The sequence below is a fragment of the Tateyamaria sp. 7Alg 36 genome (genome assembly GCF_059882455.1).
This window is the reverse complement of the sequence record NZ_CM187613.1, coordinates 2,174,941-2,194,318: the sequence shown is the minus strand read 5'-3', so window position 1 is coordinate 2,194,318 and position 19,378 is coordinate 2,174,941. Positions and strand designations below refer to the sequence as shown.

The window sequence follows — 19,378 nt, the reverse complement described above, 5'->3', positions numbered from 1 at the left end:
GTCGCAGCGCATGCACAAGACACCACGATCATTCCGCGGCCATCTTCGATGCGACATCCACCACTTCTGCGTCGCAAATCACCAAAGTGGCCGAGATCGCCCCCTTGCGACCGTCCTCATAAGTCACCTCGGTGGTGGTCGAGATCGTTTCCGACCCGTCATAAAGCGCTGCAATGATGTCGCCGTATTTCTCTTCGATGATACGGCGACGGACCTTTTGCGTGCGGGTCAATTCACCATCATCGGCGTCCAGTTGTTTGTGCAGCACAACAAAGCGGTGCACCTGACAGCTCGACAGCATCTCGTCCTGTGCGACCGACCGGTTCACATCCTCGACATGGCTTTTGATCGTAGCCAGCACCTGCGGATGCTGCGCCAGTTCCTGATAGGACGCATAGCCAATATTGTTCCGCTCGGCCCAGTTGCCCACGGCATTCAGGTCGATATTCACAAAGGCCGTGCACTCGTCCCGCTCATTGCCAAAGACGACCGCCTCCAGAATGTTGGGAAAGAACTTCAGTTTGTTCTCAACATACTTTGGTGCAAACAGCGCGCCAGAGGCCATTTTGCCCACATCCTTGGCGCGGTCGATGATCCGCAGATGTCCGGTTTCCGGTTCGATAAATCCGGCATCACCCGTGGCGACCCAGCCTTCGGCATCCTTGGTATCGGCGGTGCTTTCGGGGTTCTTGTAATATTCGACAAACACCCCGGGCGAGCGATAGAACACCTCGCCGTTCTCCTCGATCTTCAACTCGACACCGGGGCACTTCACGCCCACCGTATCGCTGCGCACCTCGCCATCGGGCTGTGCGGTGATGAACACCGTCGCCTCGGTCTGGCCGTAAAGCTGTTTTAGGTTGATGCCGAGCGAGCGATAGAAATCGAAGATTTCCGGCCCGATTGCTTCGCCCGCCGTGTAACCGACGCGCACCCGTGTGAAGCCAAGCGTGTTCTTCAGCGGCCCATAGACCATCGCCTCGCCCAGTGCATATTTCACGCGGTCCATGAAGCCGACCGGCTTGCCATCCAGAATGGCGGGGCCGACCTTGCGGGCGTGACCCATGAAATAGTGGAACATGCGCTGCTTAAGGGCGCCTGCATCCTCCATCCGGATCATCACATTGGTCAGCTGGTTTTCAAAAACGCGGGGCGGCGCAAAGTAATAGGTGGGCCCGATCTCGCGTAGATCGACATGCATCGTTTCCGCACTTTCGGGACAGTTGGTACAGAACCCCGTCCACAGCGCCTGACCGACGGAAAAGATGAAATCCCCGACCCAAGCCATCGGCAGATAGGCCAGAATGTCGTCCGTCCGGCGCAGCCCGTCGAATTCGGACGAGGATTTGCTCGTCTCGATCACGTTGCGGTTGCTCAGTACCACGCCTTTGGGTTTGCCGGTGGTGCCCGACGTATACAGCATCACGCAGGTGCTGTCGTAATCCAGCTTGGCAATGCGACGCTCCATTTCGGGGGTCAGTTCGTCCCGTTTGGCGCGTCCTGCGGCCTGTACATGGGAATACTGGTGCAGCTTGGCATGGTCGTATTTCCGCAGCCCGCGCGGATCAAGGTAGATGATCTGCTCGAACTGGGGCAACTGGTCCTGCACTTCGATGACCTTGTCGACCTGCTCCTGATCTCCGGCAATCACAAAGCGCGCACCGCAATGCCCGAGGGTATAGGCCATCTCTTCGGCGGCGGCGTCCTGATACAGCGGCACCGGAACGGCCCCGCACATCTGCGCCGCCATCATCGCCCAGTACAGGTGCGGGCGGTTGCGACCGATCACGGCGATAAAGTCGCCCTCGGCCACGCCCATGTCGATCAGCCCCAGTGCCAATGCTTGGATTTCGTCGCGGGTTTGGGACCAGTTCCAGCTTTGCCAGATGCCGAATTCTTTCTCGCGATACGCAGGCGCGTTTCCGAATTCTGCCACGTTACGGTGCAAAAGTGCAGGGACGGACTGCAAGCCCACCCCGCCAACAGGCGTCTCAACCAAATTCTTTCCTCCCACGCGCGCCCAGTTTTTGTTATCGGGTCACGCTTGATCGCTCGTGCGATTCTATCCTGCATTCAGGATGTTGATCTGACGGTGAAGGTCAACTTTTTCCTGATGTTGTCACAATCCTTACGAATTGTAACAGGCGCATCCAAACAGTGTACGTGACCGCGCGCTGGTGCTAGCCATTTGGTCATGCAGCATGATAACGCATCGTCCCTCATGGCATCCGGCCTGAACCTGATCGCACAGGCATTGACGATCTATGACAGCGATTTGCGCCTTGCCGTCTGCAATGCCCCGTTCCAGCGGATGTTCGATCTGCCTGACGCTTTGGTGACTCCAGGGGCGGGGTTTCACGAAACGATCCTGCATCTTGCACAGCGTGGTGAATATGGTCCCATCGACGATATCGACGCCTTCATGCAGGAACGCGTCGAACAGGCGCTGGCGTTCGAACCGCATTACATGGAACGCACACGCGCCAACGGCCAGACCATCAGCGTCGAAGGATCGCCCCTGCCGCAAGGGGGCTGGGTGACGGTCTATACCGACATTTCGCAAACCATCGCGCAAGAGGCATTGCTACACGCCCGCGCCAGTGAGTTGAACGCGCAGGTGCTGGGCAATGCCGAAGCACTCAGCGCCAGTAACCGCCAGTTGGCCGCCACCGTTGCCGCGCTGGAAGAAACCAAGCGCCAGTTGACACGGATCGAGGCACGCACCCGCCTGACCACCGAAATGATGCCCGCCCATATCGCCCATGTGGACGCCAGCGGGCATTACACATTTTCCAACCGCCGCCTCAGTTCGGTTATGCCGGGGCGTCCGTCCGACATTGTCGGCATGTCTATTGCCGAGGTGCTTGGCCCCTTCGCCTATGGGCGCATCGCCCCGTCGCTGGAACAGGCACTCACTGGCACGGCCTCTGTGCTGGAATTCACGGACGAAGACAGCACACGCCGCATACGCGTCGCCTTTACCCCCGACGATTCTGGCGGCGTGTATCTGTTGTCGATGGACCTGACCGAAGAAACTCAAGCGCGCGCGGCGCTGCAACAAAACCGGCGCCGGACGTTGGCCGCGCAGATGACCTCGGGCCTTGCCCACGACTTCTCCAACCTGTTGACCATCATCCTCGGCCTGCAATCGAAACTGGCGCGCAATACTGACCTGCCGCCCGACGCGAAGGCGCTGATCGACGGCACCCTTGCAGCGGCCCAGCGGGGCGGAGAGTTGTTGAATTCCATCGCCGACATGACTGCGGGTCCGGTGATGCGCCCCGTCGCAACTGATATTGCCGCTTTGGTCGACGAGGTGGGGATACTGGCCCAATCCACCCTACCCGACGGGATCGAACTGACCACCACCAGCAGCGCGCAAGGGCGCTATGTGCTGGATCCGGGCATGGTGCGGGATTCCCTGCTGAACCTGATCCTGAATGCGCGCGATGCCTGCGGCAGCGAGGGGCGGATCACCCTGACCGCGCAGGCGGTGCACGACACATGGCTGCAATTCACCGTCACCGATACCGGCTCGGGCTTTTCGCCGGACGCGCTGGAACATGGCTGCGATCCGTTCTTTACCACCAAGGGGGGCGAGGGGTCGGGCCTTGGCCTGCCGATGGTCTATGACATGACCAAAAGGGCAGGGGGCGATTTGCGCCTTGGCAACGGCGATCGCGGGGCCATCGTGCGCCTGCGCGTGCCGCTCAGGCCCGCACCGGATGTCACAGGCGCGCTGGTGCTGTTGGTCGAGGATGAAGACGCGCTGCGCCAGCACTACCGCGACTTGCTGACCGGACTGGGCCATTCGGTGATCGAAGCAGGCAGCGTGGACGAGGCGCTTGCCCTCACGGCCGACCTGCCGGATATCGCCTTGGTGCTCTCGGACATAAACCTTGGCAATGGCAGCCGCACGGGCATCGACCTCGCCCGTCAGGTCAAAGGGCGTGTGCCCGTCATCCTGATGACATCCCTTGCCGAAACCGACCCCGCCTACAATGTCGCCACCGGCGTCGCGCCCGTCTTGCGCAAGCCTTTCGGGCCGGACGACCTCTGTGCCATATACCAAGGACAAACCGCATGAGCGCGCCCCTTGTTACTATCCTCGACGACGAACCCGCCATCCGCCTGATCCTGTCGGACGCGTTGGAGGACGCAGGGTTCCGCACGCTCTCCTTCTCTCACGCCCGCGCGTTCGAGGCGGCGCTCAAAACCCACAAACCGGATGTCTGTCTGGTCGATCTCGGCCTGCCCGACACCGACGGGCTGACCCTTGTGCACCGCCTCGCACTGGAACAGGGCGCAACGGTCATCATCATTTCGGGCCGTGCACAGGTGCAGGATCGGGTGACGGGGCTCGAACTGGGGGCGGACGACTATATCATCAAACCCTTTGATCCCGCCGAAGTGGTGGCCCGCATCCGCGTCCGCCTGCGCAGCCCCAAAGCAGCTGGTACAGGCGGCCAGATCGCCCGCTTCAACGGCTGGACCGCGTCATTTGACAGCTATACCCTGACCGACGCGGCAGGCACGCAAACCGCGTTTTCCCATGCCGAAGGGGAAGTGCTGCGCATGTTCCTCGACTCCCCCAAAAGGCTCATCAGCCGCGCCCAGATGCAAGACAGCCTTGGCAGCGCCGCGGGCGACAGCTTTGACCGCGCAATGGACGTGCGCATCTCGCGCCTGCGCACCAAACTGCGCGAAGACCCGAAAAACCCGCGCCTTATCAAAACCATCTACGGCGCAGGCTATATCTTCCTCGGCGATGTCACATGGACAGGTGCGTAACCCGAACCATCAAAAAAGGGCATCCCATCACCACGGAACGCCCACCTTCTTTTGGCTAGAAATACTGTGGGGAGTTTGAGGGGTGAAACCCCTCATTCAAAAACCTTCAAACAGATCCTTCATTCACTCCGCCGCAACCGGTTCCGAAACCGCTTCGACCTTCACGGCCGAGAATTTGAATTCCGGAATTTTCCCATACGGGTCAACCGCAGGGTTGGTCAGGATATTCGCCGCCGCTTCCACATAGGCAAAAGGCAGAAACACCATGTCAGGCGCCACCGCGCGGTCTTCGCGGGCCATAATCTCGATTGACCCGCGCTTGGTGCTCAGGCGCACCAACCCGCCTGCCGGAACCCCCAGCTTGCGCAGAGTTGAAGGGTGCAGCGAACAGTTCGCCTCCGGCTCGACTGCGTCCAGAACGGATGCACGGCGCGTCATCGACCCCGTGTGCCAATGTTCCAGCTGACGTCCAGTGGTCAGGATCATGGGATAGTCCGCATCCGGCACATCATCCGGCGCAATGACAGCGGCAGGGGTGAACCGCGCACGCCCGTCAGGGCGCGGAAACCCGTCGCCAAAGACGATCGCCTGCCCCGGATCCTCGGGCGACAGCGATGGGTAGGTGACTGCGCCTTCTGCCTCCAACCGCGCCCAAGTAATGTTTTCCAGCGACCGCATGTTCAGCTTCATCTCGGCAAACACATCCGCAGGGCCTGCATAGTCCCAGCCAAGGCCAAGCCGCTTGGCCAGTTCCACCTCGATCCACCAATCCGCACGCGCCTCACCCGGAGGGGCCAGTGCCGCTCGGCCCATTTGTACCTGCCGGTTGGTGTTCGTCACCGTGCCGTCTTTCTCGGCAAAGGCACCGGCGGGCAGGATCACATCGGCATAGTTGGCGGTTTCGGTGATAAAAATGTCCTGCACTACCAGATGGTCCAGTTTGGCCAGCGCGGCGCGCGCGTGGTCCACATCAGGGTCGGACATGGCTGGGTTTTCGCCCAGCACATACATCGCCTTGATGTCGCCGTCATGGACTGCATCCATGATCTCGGTCACGGTCAGACCCTTCTCGCCGGAAAAGTCGCCTGATTGCCAGACATCGGTAAAGGCCGACCGCACTCCGTCATCCGTGACAGGCTGGTAGTCGGGCAGGAACATCGGGATCAGCCCCGCATCCGACGCCCCTTGCACGTTGTTCTGCCCGCGCAGCGGATGCAGACCCGCCCCCGGACGCCCGACTTGCCCCGTCATCAGCGCGAGCGAGATCAGACACCGCGCGTTGTCAGTGCCGTGGATATGCTGGCTTACCCCCATACCCCAGAAGATCATCGCGGATTTCGCCCCTGCAAAGGTCCGCGCCACATCGCGCAGCACCTCGGCTTCGATACCGCAAATTTCGGCCATCTTCTCGGGCGCGAAACCTGCCAGATGCGCCTTCTCGGCTTCCCAGTTCTCGGTATAGGCGTCGATATACTGCTGATCGTAAAGACCTTCCTCGACGATCACGTGCATGATCGCGTTCAGCATGGACACATCCGCCCCCGGACGGAATTGCAGCATATGCGACGAGAACCTCTTGAGCGCTTGGCCTCGCGGGTCCATCACGATCAATTTGCCGCCGCGCTTGGCGAACTGCTTGAAATAGGTGGCGGCGACGGGATGGTTCTCGATCGGGTTGCAGCCGATGGCAATCGCCACATCCGCGTTCTCGATTTCGTTGAATGTGGCGGTGACCGCGCCCGAACCGACGTTCTCCATCAGGGCGGCAACCGAACTGGCATGGCACAGGCGCGTGCAGTGATCCACGTTGTTGTGGCCAAAGCCTTGGCGGATCATCTTCTGGAACAGATAGGCTTCCTCGTTGGTGCATTTGGCACTGCCAAAGCCCGCAACCTCGCGCCCGCGCCCTTTCAAGCCAGCAGCCGCGAAATCCAAGGCTTCGTCCCATGTCGCCTCGCGGAACACGTCCGACCAGTTGCCCGGATCGACGTTCAACCCCTTGGCAGGTGCATCGTCGCGGCGGATCAGCGGCTTGGTGAGGCGATGATCGTGGTGGATATAGTCGAACCCGAACCGCCCCTTCACACACAAACGCCCCTCGTTGGCAGGGCCATTGATGCCCTCGACATATTTGACGCGCCCGTCTTTCACCTTGAGGGAAATCTGGCACCCGACGCCGCAGAACGGGCAAATACTCTTGGTTTCGCTGTCGAAATCGGCGCTGTCCCCGACCTGTGCCGCGTCTACAACGCTCGACGGCATCAACGCCCCCGTGGGACAGGCCTGCACACATTCGCCGCAGGCAACACAGGTACTGTCGCCCATCGGGTCCGCCAGATCAAAGGTGGGGAAACTGTCATGACCGCGTCCCGACATGCCGATCACATCATTGACCTGAACCTCGCGACAGGCGCGCACGCACAGCCCACACTGGATACAGGCATCAAGGTTCACCGACATGGCCACATGGCTGTCATCCAGCAACGGAATCCGCCCTTCTTCCAGCTTTGGAAAGCGGCTTTCGCTGACACCATTCAGTTCCACCATATCCCACAGATGCGCTGACGCATCATGCGCCACCTCGCGTTCGGGCTGGTCTGTCACCAGCATCTCGACCACCATCTTGCGCGCCGATTCGGCGCGGGCGGAATTGGTGGTTACCACCATGCCGTCCTTAGGTTCGCGAATGCACGAGGCCGCCAGAACGCGCTCCCCTTCGATCTCGACCATACAGGCACGACAATTACCGTCAGGCCGGTATCCCGGCGCGGGCTTGTGGCACAGATGCGGGATGACAAGGCCGCGCCCGTTGGCAACTTCCCAGATGGTCATGCCCGCCTCGGCCTCGACCTCGGTCCCGTCCAGCGTAAATGTCACCTTGTCCGTCATCGCACGCATCTCCCTGCCACTGCGGCCAACCTAAACCACAGCATAGATCCAAGGGACTCCCATTCCCGACTCCAAATCCCGTTTTCGCGCCCCTCCTGTTTCCGATCGTCAGCATTTTGTTTCATTGTTCCGGTAAATATGCCCGCCGGAGGCTCCCGCGCTTTCCACCACCCCGCCGCTGCCCTAGAACAGAATAAACTTCAGCCAAAGGCGCCCATGTCCCACATCACACTTATCCGCCACGGTCAGGCCAATTCCCTTGCCACCGACGAAGCCGACTATGACCGCCTCAGCGACCTTGGCCACCAGCAGGCCGCATGGCTAGGCGACCACCTGCGCGCCACGCACCAGCATCACACGCGGCTCTATACAGGCACATTGAGGCGTCACCGCGAAACGGCGGCGGCAATGGACACAGGGCTTGATCCTGTCGAAGATGCGCGCCTGAACGAGTTGGAATATTTCACCCTCGCCGCCGCCCTGCGCGATGAACATGGCGTGCCGCTGCCGGCAGAACAGGCGCAGTTCACCAAACACCTGCCCCGCGTGTTCAACGCATGGCAGGAAGGGATCCTGCAAGGCGCGCCCGAAACCTTTGAAAATTTCGAAACCCGCGTGCAATCCGCCCTGCGCGACATTGCAGAGGGCGACGGCCCTGCACTGGTCGTGACCTCTGGCGGGCTGATTTCCATGGCAATGCGCCAGCATCTGGGCCTGACAGTCGATGCGATGGCCAATGTGGCGCTGGCCATCATGAACACGTCGATCCACCGCCTCTACCCGATTGGGGGCACGTGGTCGCCGGTGATGTTCAACGCCGTGCCGCATCTTGAAACGCCCGACCGTCACCATGCCCAAACCCACGTTTGAAAGGTCCGACATGAAACTCTATTACGCGCCCGGCACTGTTTCGATCGCTGTCGCCATCGCTCTGCACGAGGCCGGTGTTCCGTTCCAGACGCACAAGGTCGACTTTCGCGCCGCCGAACAGCGTGGCGAGGCATATGCTGCCATCAACCCCAAAGGGCGCGTGCCTGCGCTTGATTTGAACGGCGAAATCCTGACCGAAACGGGCGCGATCCTTGAATATATCGCAGCGACATCGCCCGAAATGATGCCCGACAACCCGCTGCACGCAGCCAAGGTGCGCAGCGTGATGTACTACCTCGCCTCAACCATGCACGTGAACCACGCGCATAGGATGCGCGGTGCGCGCTGGGCCGACAATGAGAGCAGCTGGGAAGACATGAAAGCCAAGTCGCCACAGACCATGGCCGACAGTGCCCGCTATGTTGAAGATCACTGCCTGCAAGACCCGTTTGTGCTGGGCAATCACCTCAGCATCGCGGACCCGTACCTGTTCGTCGTGTGCAGCTGGCTGGAAGGTGACGAAGTGGACCTTGCGCCGTTCCCGAAACTGCGCCGTTTCATGGATGCGATGAACGCCCGCGATAGTGTGAAAGCAGTGCGCAGCGAAGGGATGTTGCCATGACCCACCTGTGGGTGCGCGCCGAACAGCGCCAGAACGAAACCCGCGTCGGCCTCACCCCTGCGGGTGTGGGCAAGCTGATTGCCACAGGCATCAAGGTCACGGTCGAAGACAGCCCATCGCGCTGCATCCCGATCACCGGTTACCGCGAGGCGGGGGCCGAAATCGCTGAGGCTGGTACATGGCCGGACGCCCCATCCGACGCGATCATTTTCGGCCTCAAGGAACTGCCCGAAGACGGCACGCCGTTGCCGCACCGCCACATCATGTTTGGCCACGCCTACAAAGGGCAACCCGCAGGCCAGACCCTGTTGCGGCGGTTCAAGGCGGGGGGCGGGGCCCTCTATGACCTTGAATATCTGACCGATACGGAAGGTCGCCGCGTTGCTGCCTTTGGCTATTGGGCAGGCTATGCGGGTGCAGCCGTGGCGCTGAAATGCTGGATCGCGCAACAGACCGGACAGGTCGCGGGGCCGGTTGCGTCCTATCCGTCCTCGACCCATCTTCTGGCCGAGTTGCAGTCCGAACTCGTCGCCACGGGCAGCCATCGCCCCACGGCCCTGATCATCGGCGCACTGGGCCGTGTCGGCAAAGGCGTGGCCGACCTATGCACGGCAATGGGCGTGCCATCGACAGGGTGGGATATGGCCGAAACCGCCCATGGCGGGCCGTTCCCCGAAATCCTTGCCCATGACATCTTTTTCAACTGTATCCTTGCCCGCCCCGGCACGCCTGTGTTTGTGCCGAACAGCGCGCTGCACCAGCCGCGCCGCCTGACGGTTATCGGGGATATCGCCTGTGATCCGGACAGTGATTTTTCACCGATCAAGGTCTATGACCGCACGACCACATGGGATGCGCCCGCGCTTCGGGTCCATGACTCCCCCGTGCTGGACGTGACGGCGATCGACAATCTGCCGTCGATGCTGCCCGTAGAATCTTCGGAAGATTACGCCGACCAGTTGCTGCCGAGCCTGCTGACGCTGACGGCGCTTGATGAAGGTGTCTGGGGGCGCGCGAAATCGACCTTTGACACGGCGATCAACACGCTGCGCTAGAAACGAAAACAGGCGGGACCAGTGCCCGCCTGCCAGATAGCTGTTTGCGCCTTAGGTTAGATCCGTGCGAAACGCTGCACGATCTTGGGCAACAGCCCTTGGAACTTCAGCGGTGCGTCGGTAACGGCCAGACATATGCAATCTTCGTGAATGTCGGCCACGGGTGTGTGGTGCATGTCGCTGTCGGCCATTTCCACATCACCGCGTGCGAAATAATCGTCGTCATCCTGAAACGCGCCTTGCAAAACCATCGTCATCTCGGTGCCGTGGTGGCCATGATCCGGCATCGCCGCGCCCGCTGGGATGAACAGCAACCGTGCAGACGCATCGCGCGTGGTCGGCAGGATTGCTTGCTTGACCCCCATGCCTAGTCCGCGCCAGCGCACGTTCTCAAGATCGCCGCCCACATAGTCCTGCACCGGACCGGGCAAAGTCGATCCCTTCACCCGCTTGGGCGCGCTGTCTTGCTCAGGGCCTTGCGCAATCAGTGCCATGGTGGAGGCAAGGCTGTCTTCCGCCACTAGGGTTTCTTGCTCGGTTTCGTCCAAAATCTCTCCGCCGATGGCGTCATAGCTTTCAGCCGCTGCGCGACAGACATCGCACAGCGAAATATGCGCCGCGACCATCAGGTTGAACGCCTCTGGCAGCGTGCCTGCGGCATAGCCCATCAGCACGTCCTGGCTCAGGTGATGTTTGATCTTCTGTTCCATTCCACTTTTCACTTCATCACGTGGCGCAAGCGTTCCAGCGCCAACCTAATCCTACTTTTGATCGTGCCAAGCGGCAGACCGGTACGTTCGGCGATTTCGCTATGGGACATGTCCCCGAAATACGCCTGTTTTATCAATTCCCGCTGGGCATCAGGCAATTCGGCGATGGCCTGCCCCAGAATTTCACTTTCCTGCTGCAAGGCCAGTACGTCGGCCTGATCAGGTTCTTCTTCGGGCCCCCACACCAGTTCTTCGGGCTCGGGGCGGCGCTGCTTGCGCAGCACGTCAATCTTCTTGTTCCGCGCGATCGTGAAAATCCACGTCGCAACAGAGGCACGCGCAGGATCGAACATGCGCGCCTTGTGCCAGCAGGTGGCCATCACCTCTTGCGCACACTCTTCGGCCAGCGACGGGTCAGCCCCCGACTTGACCAGAAACCCTTTGACCCGAGGGGCGAAGTGTTCGAACAGTTCGGTGAACGCCGCCTGATCCTGTTTGTCACGGATGCGTTCCATGTGGCTGACCCACAGCATCCGCTTGTCTTCGTTCTTTTCCATTCTCACAGGTTCCGCGCCCTCGCCCGACAACATGCCGTCAAGCGGGTGTACATCCGACCGAACAGTTTGCGAACCTGCGTACATATCAGGGTTACGACGCAGGGCCCTGTTCGGATCAAATAAATTTTTTGCATAGATTGTGCATCCACTTGCGGTTCTGGCCCGTACCCTTTGCAACACAATAAGCCCACAGGACGCAAATACCCTTATGCCTTTTGAAGAGATATCCGCCGCCCGCAAACGCATCGCTGTCATCGGGGGCGGGATAACAGGCATGGGTGCCGCGCACGCCTTGGCCGACAATCATCACGTCACTCTGTTCGAGGCCGAGCCGCGCCTTGGCGGTCACGCCCGCACCTTCATGGCCGGTAAACGCGGCGACCAGCCAGTGGACACAGGGTTTCTGGTGTTCAACTACGCCAATTATCCCAACATGGCCGCCCTGTTTGCCGAACTGGACGTGCCGGTCATCAAGTCGAACATGAGCTTTGGCGCATCTATCGACGGCGGGCGGCTGGAATACGGTTTGCGCACGCTGGATTCGCTGTTTGCGCAGCGCGCCAATGCGGTGAACCCGCGCTTTTTGGGGATGATCCGCGACATCTTCCGGTTTAACCGCCAGGCCCTGCGCGTCGCGAACGAGGACCGGACCCGCACTGTCGGCCAATTCTTGGAAGTTCTCGGCACGGGGCAGTGGTTCCGCGATTATTACCTGTTGCCGCTCAGTGGCGCGATCTGGTCCACGCCGACCGACAAGATCATGGATTTTCCCGCCCACGCGATGATCCAGTTTTTCGAGAACCACGCCCTGCTGAGCCATACCGGCCAGCACCAGTGGTACACCGTGAACGGCGGATCGGTCGAATATGTGCGCCGCCTTGCCGCGTCGATGAAGGGCAAAGGCGTGGACATGCGCATGGGTACCGCGGTGCAGTCGGTTCGCCGCGACGGCGTCGGCGCCACGGTCAAGGCATGGGGTGCGGAGGACGAACACTTCGACGAGGTTGTCTTTGCCACCCATTCCGATGACAGCCTGAAGATGCTGGCCGACCCGACCGAGGCGGAAAGTGCTGCATTGGGTGCGGTGAAATACCAGCCCAATGACATCATCCTGCACCGTGACGAAAGCATCATGCCCAAGCGTCGCCAGACATGGTCGAGCTGGGTCTATACCGAGGATAAGGGCGCGCGGAATGACCGGATCGACCTGACCTACTGGATCAACTCGTTGCAGCCCGTGCCGATGGATGATCCGCATTTTGTAACGCTGAACACCAAACGTACGATCCCCGACGAGATGATCTATGACCAGACGGTCCTGCGCCACCCTGTCTACGATCTGGCGGCACTGGCCGCACAGGACACAGTGCGCGCAATGAACGGGGCCAAGAACACGTGGTTCTGCGGCGCGTGGATGCGCCACGGCTTCCACGAGGATGGCTTGTCGAGCGGTCTGGAAGTGGCCCAAGCCATCAACAGCGCGCCCGTTCTGCAGGTCGCTGCCGAGTGACCTCTTCCGTGGATCATATCACGGGCGTAACCTTTCACGGGCGCAAGGGGGCGATTGAAAACGCCTTTCGCTATTCGGTGGATTACATGCTGCTGGATGCAGAGGCCCCGCTGACGACCCCGTCGCTGTTTTCGCGCAACGGGCGCAATGTGATGGCGCTGGACGATGTGGATCACGGTGGTGCACCCAAGGACGGGCGGGGGGCCGCGTGGGTGCGCGACGTTTTACAGGCGCATCAGGTCTCCGGCATTGCCAAGATCGAGTTGCTGGCCCAGCCCAAGGTGCTTGGCCATGTTTTCAATCCGGTCAGTTTCTGGCTGTGCAGGCGTGCCGATGGTGCGCTGACCGCCGTGATTGCCGAGGTCACCAACACATTTGGCGACAGGCACAGTTATCTCGTGCACCATTCCGACCTGCGCCCGATTGCCCGCGATGACCGTTTGCAGGCGACCAAAATCTTGCACGTTTCGCCCTTTCAACCGGTCGAAGGCGGGTACGAGTTCCGCTTTGACATCCGCGACGACCGGATCGGCATCTGGATCGACTATTCCCGTGGTGCTGGCGGCTTGATCGCGACGCTGACGGGTCCGCGGGCTGCGCTGACCAACGGGTCGATCCTGCGGTCCTTGCTGCGCCGTCCTTTCGGTGCGCGCCGCGTTCTGGCGTTGATCCATTGGCAGGCGCTCAAGCTGTGGCTGAAAAAGGCGGTGTACCGCCCGCGCCCCGTTCCCCCCTCGGACGAGGTGTCGCGGTGAGCAGAACCGCCCCGCGCGCGCTGCCTGCCTATGCCGTGTTCGCCGCCCTTCTGGCGTCGGCGGGCCTGCCGATCTATATCCATGCGCCCAAATTCTATGTCGATGAATATGGCGTGTCGCTGGCGGCCTTGGGGGCAGTTCTCTTCGGTCTGCGACTTCTGGACGTGGTGCAGGATCCGCTGTTCGGACGGGCAAGCGAGGCACTGCGCAATCATCGCGGGCTCGCGGTCTTTTTCGGCACCGCGCTGATGGCAGTGTCGATGATCGCCCTGTTCGCGGTGCCGCCCCTGCTGCCGCCGCTGGTCTGGTTCGGCCTGACCCTGACGGGCGTATTTTCGGCGTTCAGCTTTCTGACGATCAACTTCTACGCCCAAGGAGTGGTTAAAGCCGACCAGCTGGGCGCGCAGGGTCATCTGAAGCTGGCGCGCTGGCGTGAAACCGGCGCGCTTTTAGGTGTTTGCGTGGCGGCGATTGCCCCTGTGGCGTTCGGCGTGGTGATCGACGCGCCCTTCGCCGGTTTTGCTGTCGGGTTCTGCGTGCTGGCCCTTGCCGCCGTGGTGATGATGCGCGGCGAGTGGGTCAGCGCCAGCCTGCCCGCGTCGGTCGGGTTTGCCGCCGTACTGCGCGATGCACTTGCGCGGCGTTTGCTGGTGATCGCACTGGTCAACGCCGCCCCTGTCGCGGTCAGCTCCACGCTGTTCCTGTTCTTTGTACAAAGCCGTCTGGACGCACCGGGGTTCGAGGGGCCGTTGCTTTTGCTGTTCTTTCTGAGCGCTGCGGGGGCCGCGCCGTTCTGGGGCCAACTGGCCGAACGTTTTGGCACGAAACCCGTTCTGCTGGCCGCGATGGTACTGGCGATTGTCGCCTTTGGCGGTGCGCTGTTCCTTGGGGCGGGGGACTGGATCGCCTTCGGCCTTGTCTGCCTGCTGTCGGGCGCGGCATTGGGCGCTGACCTGACCCTTTTGCCAGCGCTGTTTGCGGCGCGCATGGCACAAATCAGCCCCTCGGCTGCCGAAGGATTCGGCCTGTGGTCCTTTGTGTCGAAATTCACGCTGGCTTTTGCCGCTGTTACCCTGCTGCCCCTGTTGCAAACTGCCGGTTTTGACAGCGCATCGCCTAACAATCCGCCCGAAGCGCTTCTGCTTCTCACCCTGCTTTATGCGGCGGTGCCTTGTGGCCTCAAAGTCATTGCCATCGCCTTGCTGGCCGTGACCGACCTAAGGGAGATTTGAAATGGACGGAGTTTTTTACCTGTTGATCGGCGCGCTTAGCGTTGTGCTGCTGAATTGGGCTTGGTCGCGCTATGCCGGATTTCTGGCGCAATCGCCGGATGATTACGCCCATAGTGACCGGCAGATCGACATCCGCACCCACCTGAACGGCCCGATCATCTGCGAAGGGGTGATTTACGGGCCAACAGGGCGCGTTTCCTCAAGATTTGTGGGGAATTTCGACTGCGTCTGGAAGGGAAACCAAGGCACGATGACCGAGGTGTTCCACTATGATGACGGCAGTGAACAGGCCCGCGCGTGGCAGTTGACCCTTGGCAATGACGGGCGCATTCGCGCCTTGGCCGACGACGTGGTGGGCGAAGGCAGCGGTCTTCAAAAGGGCAATGCGGTGCGGTTGAACTACCGTTTTCGCCTGCCGGAACAGTCCGGCGGTCATGTCCTCGACACGGTCGACTGGATGTATCTTGCGCCAAACGGAACGATCGTGAACCGGTCACAGTTTCGTAAATACGGATTGAAGGTCGCAGAGTTGGTTGCAACGATGCGACCAGCGACACAGACAGAAGTGATGGCAAGGACAGCATGAGTGACATGAATTTAAGCGGTAAGAAGTATTGGCTGGTGGGCGCGAGTGACGGGTTGGGCAAGGCGCTTGCTCATCTGCTTAGCCGTGCGGGGGTCGAGGTTGTCGTATCCGCCCGCAGCGAGGACAAGCTGGCCGCGCTGGTGGATGAATTGCCGGGTAAGGCGTCTTATCAAACCGTGGACATCGCCGACATTGACAGCGTGAAAGCCGCGGCCGAAGCGGTGGGCGACATCGACGGGCTAGTCCTGCTGGCGGGCGTCTACTGGCCGTTTTCGGCGCGCAACTGGGACGCCGAACAGGCCGTCGCGATGGCCGACATCAACTTTACCGGCTTCATGCGTGTTCTGGGGCAGGTGGTGCCCAAATTCGTGGAACGCAACGCGGGCCATATCGTCATCACCTCGTCCCTGACGGGGTTCCGTGGTTTGCCTGGTTCGATTGGCTATACCGCGTCCAAGGCGGCGACCATGTCGCTGGCCGAATGTATGCATGCCGATCTGCACAAGACGGGCGTGCGGGTACAGGTCGCAAATCCAGGGTTCATCAAGACCCAACTGACCGAAAAGAACGATTTTAAAATGCCGTTCATCATGGAACCGGAAGACGCCGCGCGCGAGATGTTCGAACTGATGATGTCGGACAACTTCAAGAAAAGCTTTCCGACGCTGTTTTCGCTGCTGTTCCGCGGGTCGCAGTTTCTGCCTGACTGGCTCTATTACCGCATCTTCGCCTAAGGGCGGGTGTCAGGTATCAGGCGCTTGCAGCGGCACGACGTTCTTGGTCGAATCGTCGAGTTCTTCGAAGTCGAAGTTATCTAGTTTGGCCGCCCGTTTGCCTGCTCGTTCGGCGGCTGTCGAAATCCCTTCGACGTCGCGGCGGGCTTGGTCAAAGTGGGTTTCCAGCTTGCCCGCCCGCTCCACCACCAGTTCCACATCGCGGTGCAAATTGCGCAGCATTTTACGGATTTCGCCCGCCTGTTCGCGCATCCGCGCATCCTTGAGGATTGCGCGCATTGTGTTCAGCGTGGCCATGCAAGTGGTTGGCGAGACAATCCAGACCCGCGCATCGAAACCCGCGCGCACCAGTTCGGGAAAGTTCGCGTGCAGTTCGGCATAGACCGCCTCGGACGGCAGGAACATCAGTGCGCCATCGGCGGTTTCGCCTTCGATGATGTACTTTTCTGAGATGTCGTTGATGTGCTTTTTCACCGCGACCTTCATCTGCGCCACGGCGAGCTTCATCGCATGATCGTTGTCGGCGGCGCGCAGGGCCTCATAGGCTTCCAGCGGGAACTTGCTGTCGATCACGATGGGGCCTGGCGGGTTGGGCAGGTGGATCAGACAGTCGGCGCGCTTGCCGTTGGATAGCGTGTATTGCATCGCATAACTGTCGCTTGGCAGTGCCTTGCTGACGATGTCGCGCAACTGGATTTCGCCAAAGGCCCCGCGCGTCTGCTTGTTCGACAGGATATCCTGAAGGCTGAGAACATCGCCCGACAGTTTGGTGATATTATCCTGTGCGCGGTCAATTGCCGCCAGCCGTTCCTGCAGTTGCGTCAGGCTGGTGGTCGTCTGTTTGCTGTTGCCGTGTAGGGATTCACGCATCCGGTCCTGCAGTTCGGTCATGCTGCGCTGGCTGCGCATCGCATTGTCGGCAAGGCGGTCCTGCATCTGCTGTTGCACTGTCGCCAGACGCTGTTCCAGCGTTTGCGCCAGTTGCGCCTGCCCGTTGGTGGAGGTGTCGGAGACCATCTGTAGCGAGGCACGCAACCCTTCCTGCCCCTGACCAAGCGCCTGCACGTGCTGACCGAGATAGCCAAGCTGCTGCGCCAAGGGCGCCGTGGCGCGGGCCGACCGCGCCGCAGCCCGCAGGGATGCGATCAGAAGGATCACAATCAACAGAACAACCGCCGCGCCGATCAGCGCGGCCAGAACCAGCGGATCACTTGGATCCAGCGTCATGTCACCGATCTGGATCATGTGCGTCCGAACAGCCGTTCAATATCGGCCAGTTTGAGTTCAACATAGGTGGGCCGTCCGTGGTTGCACTGGCCGGAATGGGGCGTTGCCTCCATTTCGCGCAGAAGGGCGTTCATTTCCTCGCCCCGCATCCAGCGGCCCGAGCGGATCGACCCGTGACAGGCAACGCGGCTGAGGATCGCCTCGATCCGCGCTTGTACCGATTGTGACGATCCAAGGTCTGCCAGTTCATCAAGGATATCCTTGATCATCGCCTCGGCGTTCACTTCACCAAGGATCGCGGGTGTTTCGCGCACCGCAATCGCATCGCCGCCGAACGCTTCGATGCCAAGACCAAGCCGCTGCAAGTCGTCCGCGATTTCCAGCAGGGCAGAACGGTCGCCTGAAGACAGGGTCACGATCTCGGGGATCAGCAGCGCTTGTGCCGCGACGCCGTTGTCGGCCATTTGCTTTTTCAGCTTTTCATAGACCAGCCGTTCATGCGCTGCGTGCTGATCCACGATGACCATGCCGGTCGCGGTCTGGGCGATGATGTAGTTTTCATGCACCTGACCGCGCGCCACACCCAGCGGCAAATCCTGCGGATCGGCTTGCGGCACCGTCTCGACAACCTGACCGCTAAACTCGCGCTCCATCTCGGCAAAACCGGTGGACGGGCGCGGGGGCGCGGGGTTCGGCCCAAGGCTGGGGCGGTCCATCTGATAGACACGCGGTTCGGTCTGTTCTGGCCGCATCGCGCCCAGTGTCGCCCCTGCCACGGTCGACGAGGCGCGATGCCCCGCACCGGCAAGTGCATGGCGCAGCCCCGACACGATCAGCCCGCGCGCCAGCCCCGGATCGCGAAAGCGGACCTCGGACTTGGCGGGGTGCACGTTCACGTCCACCAGTTGCGGGTCGCAATCGACAAACAGTGCCGCCGCAGGGTGACGATCACGGCTAAGAAAGTCGAAATAGGCGGCGCGCAAAGCCCCTGTCAGCAGCTTGTCCTTTACGGGGCGGCCGTTCACGAACAGAAATTGCGCCACCGCAGCACCGCGCGAATAGGTGGGCAGCGCAGCATAGCCGGTCAGGTGCAGCCCTTCGCGCATCGTGTCGATGGCGATGCTGTTGTCGGCGAATTCGGTGCCCAACACATCGGCCAGACGCGCGCGCAGGGCCGTCATCGGATCGCCTGTCTGCGCCTCGGCACGGAAAACGGTGCGCGGGTCGCCCGACACGTCGCGCAGTTCGAACCGGATGAATGGCTCTGCCATGGCGAGGCGCTTGATCACATCGGTGATCGCTTGGGATTCGGCGCGGTCTGTGCGCAGGAATTTCAGCCGTGCAGGTGTGGCATAGAACAGATCACGCAGGGTGATGACCGTGCCGCTGTTCAGCGCCGCAGGTTTGACAGGGCCGTGTTCGCCCCCCGCGACGGTGATTTCTGCCGCCATCTGGCCAGCCACGCGGCTGGTGATGGTCAAACGCCCCACCGCCCCGAGGCTTGGCAGCGCCTCGCCGCGAAAGCCGAAGGTGTGGATATTCAACAGGTCCGAGCCGTCGATCTTGGATGTCGCATGGCGGCTGAGGGCGAGTGGCAGGTCCGCGCTGGAAATGCCGCAACCGTCATCAGTCACGCGGATCAGCGTCTTGCCCCCGCCGGACACATCAATGCCAATACGGCGAGCGCCTGCGTCAATCGCGTTCTCGACTAGTTCTTTGACGGCAGAGGCGGGGCGTTCCACCACCTCGCCCGCGGCGATGCGATTGACCGCCGCGCTGTCGAGCTGCCGGATAACTGGACGTATATTGGGGGTGTGATCGTTCATACCACTAGACCTAG

The 19,378-nt window shown here is 61.1% G+C and carries 16 protein-coding genes; 10 read left to right on the top strand and 6 right to left on the bottom strand.

Annotated elements, in window-relative coordinates:
- Positions 1-28: 28 nt before the first annotated feature.
- Complete coding sequence (locus AC6GQJ_RS10725) at positions 29-1,999, bottom strand: AMP-binding protein (protein ID WP_500768028.1); 1,971 nt, start codon at positions 1,997-1,999, stop codon at positions 29-31.
- Between the two features lie 222 nt (positions 2,000-2,221).
- Here AC6GQJ_RS10725 and AC6GQJ_RS10720 point away from each other — a divergent pair, with 222 nt between their 5' ends.
- Positions 2,222-4,087 carry a hybrid sensor histidine kinase/response regulator gene (locus AC6GQJ_RS10720; protein WP_500768026.1) on the top strand — a complete coding sequence of 622 codons (1,866 nt, stop codon included), beginning with the start codon at positions 2,222-2,224 and terminating at the stop codon, positions 4,085-4,087.
- Entirely contained in the window at positions 4,084-4,791 is a 708-nt protein-coding gene (locus tag AC6GQJ_RS10715) for a response regulator transcription factor (protein ID WP_500768024.1), read from the top strand. The genes AC6GQJ_RS10720 and AC6GQJ_RS10715 overlap by 4 nt, the downstream gene beginning before the upstream one ends.
- A gap of 123 nt (positions 4,792-4,914) precedes the next feature.
- Here the strand turns inward: AC6GQJ_RS10715 and fdhF are convergent, their stop codons facing one another.
- Positions 4,915-7,680, bottom strand: a complete 2,766-nt coding sequence (fdhF, locus tag AC6GQJ_RS10710; protein WP_500773891.1) for a formate dehydrogenase subunit alpha — start codon at positions 7,678-7,680, stop codon at positions 4,915-4,917.
- Between the two features lie 216 nt (positions 7,681-7,896).
- Here fdhF and AC6GQJ_RS10705 point away from each other — a divergent pair, with 216 nt between their 5' ends.
- Genes AC6GQJ_RS10705 through AC6GQJ_RS10695 form a run of 3 tightly spaced genes read left to right on the top strand, consistent with a single transcriptional unit; the run spans position 7,897 to position 10,227 of the window.
- Entirely contained in the window at positions 7,897-8,550 is a 654-nt protein-coding gene (locus tag AC6GQJ_RS10705; protein ID WP_500768022.1) for a histidine phosphatase family protein, read from the top strand.
- Positions 8,551-8,560: 10 nt separating this feature from the next.
- Positions 8,561-9,172, top strand: coding sequence for a glutathione S-transferase family protein (locus AC6GQJ_RS10700; protein ID WP_500768020.1), 612 nt, complete (start codon positions 8,561-8,563; stop codon positions 9,170-9,172).
- Positions 9,169-10,227 carry a saccharopine dehydrogenase gene (locus AC6GQJ_RS10695; protein ID WP_500768018.1) on the top strand — a complete coding sequence of 353 codons (1,059 nt, stop codon included), beginning with the start codon at positions 9,169-9,171 and terminating at the stop codon, positions 10,225-10,227. The genes AC6GQJ_RS10700 and AC6GQJ_RS10695 overlap by 4 nt, the downstream gene beginning before the upstream one ends.
- 56 nt (positions 10,228-10,283) lie before the next feature.
- On the opposite strand, the gene AC6GQJ_RS10690 is transcribed toward AC6GQJ_RS10695, so the two are convergent.
- Together AC6GQJ_RS10690 and AC6GQJ_RS10685 are read right to left on the bottom strand one after the other, a co-directional pair.
- Positions 10,284-10,937 carry a ChrR family anti-sigma-E factor gene (locus AC6GQJ_RS10690; RefSeq protein WP_500768016.1) on the bottom strand — a complete coding sequence of 218 codons (654 nt, stop codon included), beginning with the start codon at positions 10,935-10,937 and terminating at the stop codon, positions 10,284-10,286.
- Between the two features lie 8 nt (positions 10,938-10,945).
- Positions 10,946-11,494, bottom strand: a complete 549-nt coding sequence (locus AC6GQJ_RS10685) for a sigma-70 family RNA polymerase sigma factor (protein ID WP_500768014.1) — start codon at positions 11,492-11,494, stop codon at positions 10,946-10,948.
- 208 nt (positions 11,495-11,702) lie between these two features.
- Between AC6GQJ_RS10685 and AC6GQJ_RS10680 the strand changes: the two genes are divergently transcribed.
- Genes AC6GQJ_RS10680 through AC6GQJ_RS10660 form a run of 5 tightly spaced genes read left to right on the top strand, consistent with a single transcriptional unit; the run spans position 11,703 to position 16,311 of the window.
- Positions 11,703-13,004, top strand: coding sequence for an NAD(P)/FAD-dependent oxidoreductase (locus tag AC6GQJ_RS10680; RefSeq protein ID WP_500768012.1), 1,302 nt, complete (start codon positions 11,703-11,705; stop codon positions 13,002-13,004).
- The gene (locus AC6GQJ_RS10675) at positions 13,001-13,759 is read left to right on the top strand and encodes a DUF1365 domain-containing protein (protein ID WP_500768010.1); all 759 of its coding nucleotides are present in this window, start codon (positions 13,001-13,003) and stop codon (positions 13,757-13,759) included. Before AC6GQJ_RS10680 ends, AC6GQJ_RS10675 begins: the two co-directional genes overlap by 4 nt.
- Positions 13,756-14,991: an MFS transporter gene (locus AC6GQJ_RS10670; RefSeq protein ID WP_500768008.1), complete on the top strand. Its 1,236-nt coding sequence runs from the start codon at positions 13,756-13,758 to the stop codon at positions 14,989-14,991. Before AC6GQJ_RS10675 ends, AC6GQJ_RS10670 begins: the two co-directional genes overlap by 4 nt.
- A gap of 1 nt (position 14,992) precedes the next feature.
- Entirely contained in the window at positions 14,993-15,577 is a 585-nt protein-coding gene (locus AC6GQJ_RS10665; RefSeq protein WP_500768006.1) for a DUF3833 family protein, read from the top strand.
- Positions 15,574-16,311: an SDR family NAD(P)-dependent oxidoreductase gene (locus AC6GQJ_RS10660; RefSeq protein WP_500768004.1), complete on the top strand. Its 738-nt coding sequence runs from the start codon at positions 15,574-15,576 to the stop codon at positions 16,309-16,311. The genes AC6GQJ_RS10665 and AC6GQJ_RS10660 overlap by 4 nt, the downstream gene beginning before the upstream one ends.
- Positions 16,312-16,320: 9 nt before the next feature.
- Here the strand turns inward: AC6GQJ_RS10660 and AC6GQJ_RS10655 are convergent, their stop codons facing one another.
- Both AC6GQJ_RS10655 and mutL read right to left on the bottom strand, forming a co-directional pair.
- Complete coding sequence (locus AC6GQJ_RS10655) at positions 16,321-17,556, bottom strand: DNA recombination protein RmuC (protein WP_500768002.1); 1,236 nt, start codon at positions 17,554-17,556, stop codon at positions 16,321-16,323.
- A complete protein-coding gene (mutL, locus tag AC6GQJ_RS10650) occupies positions 17,553-19,364 on the bottom strand; it encodes a DNA mismatch repair endonuclease MutL (RefSeq protein ID WP_500768000.1) in 1,812 nt (603 codons plus the stop codon). The genes AC6GQJ_RS10655 and mutL overlap by 4 nt, the downstream gene beginning before the upstream one ends.
- Between the last annotated feature and the right edge of the window lie 14 nt (positions 19,365-19,378).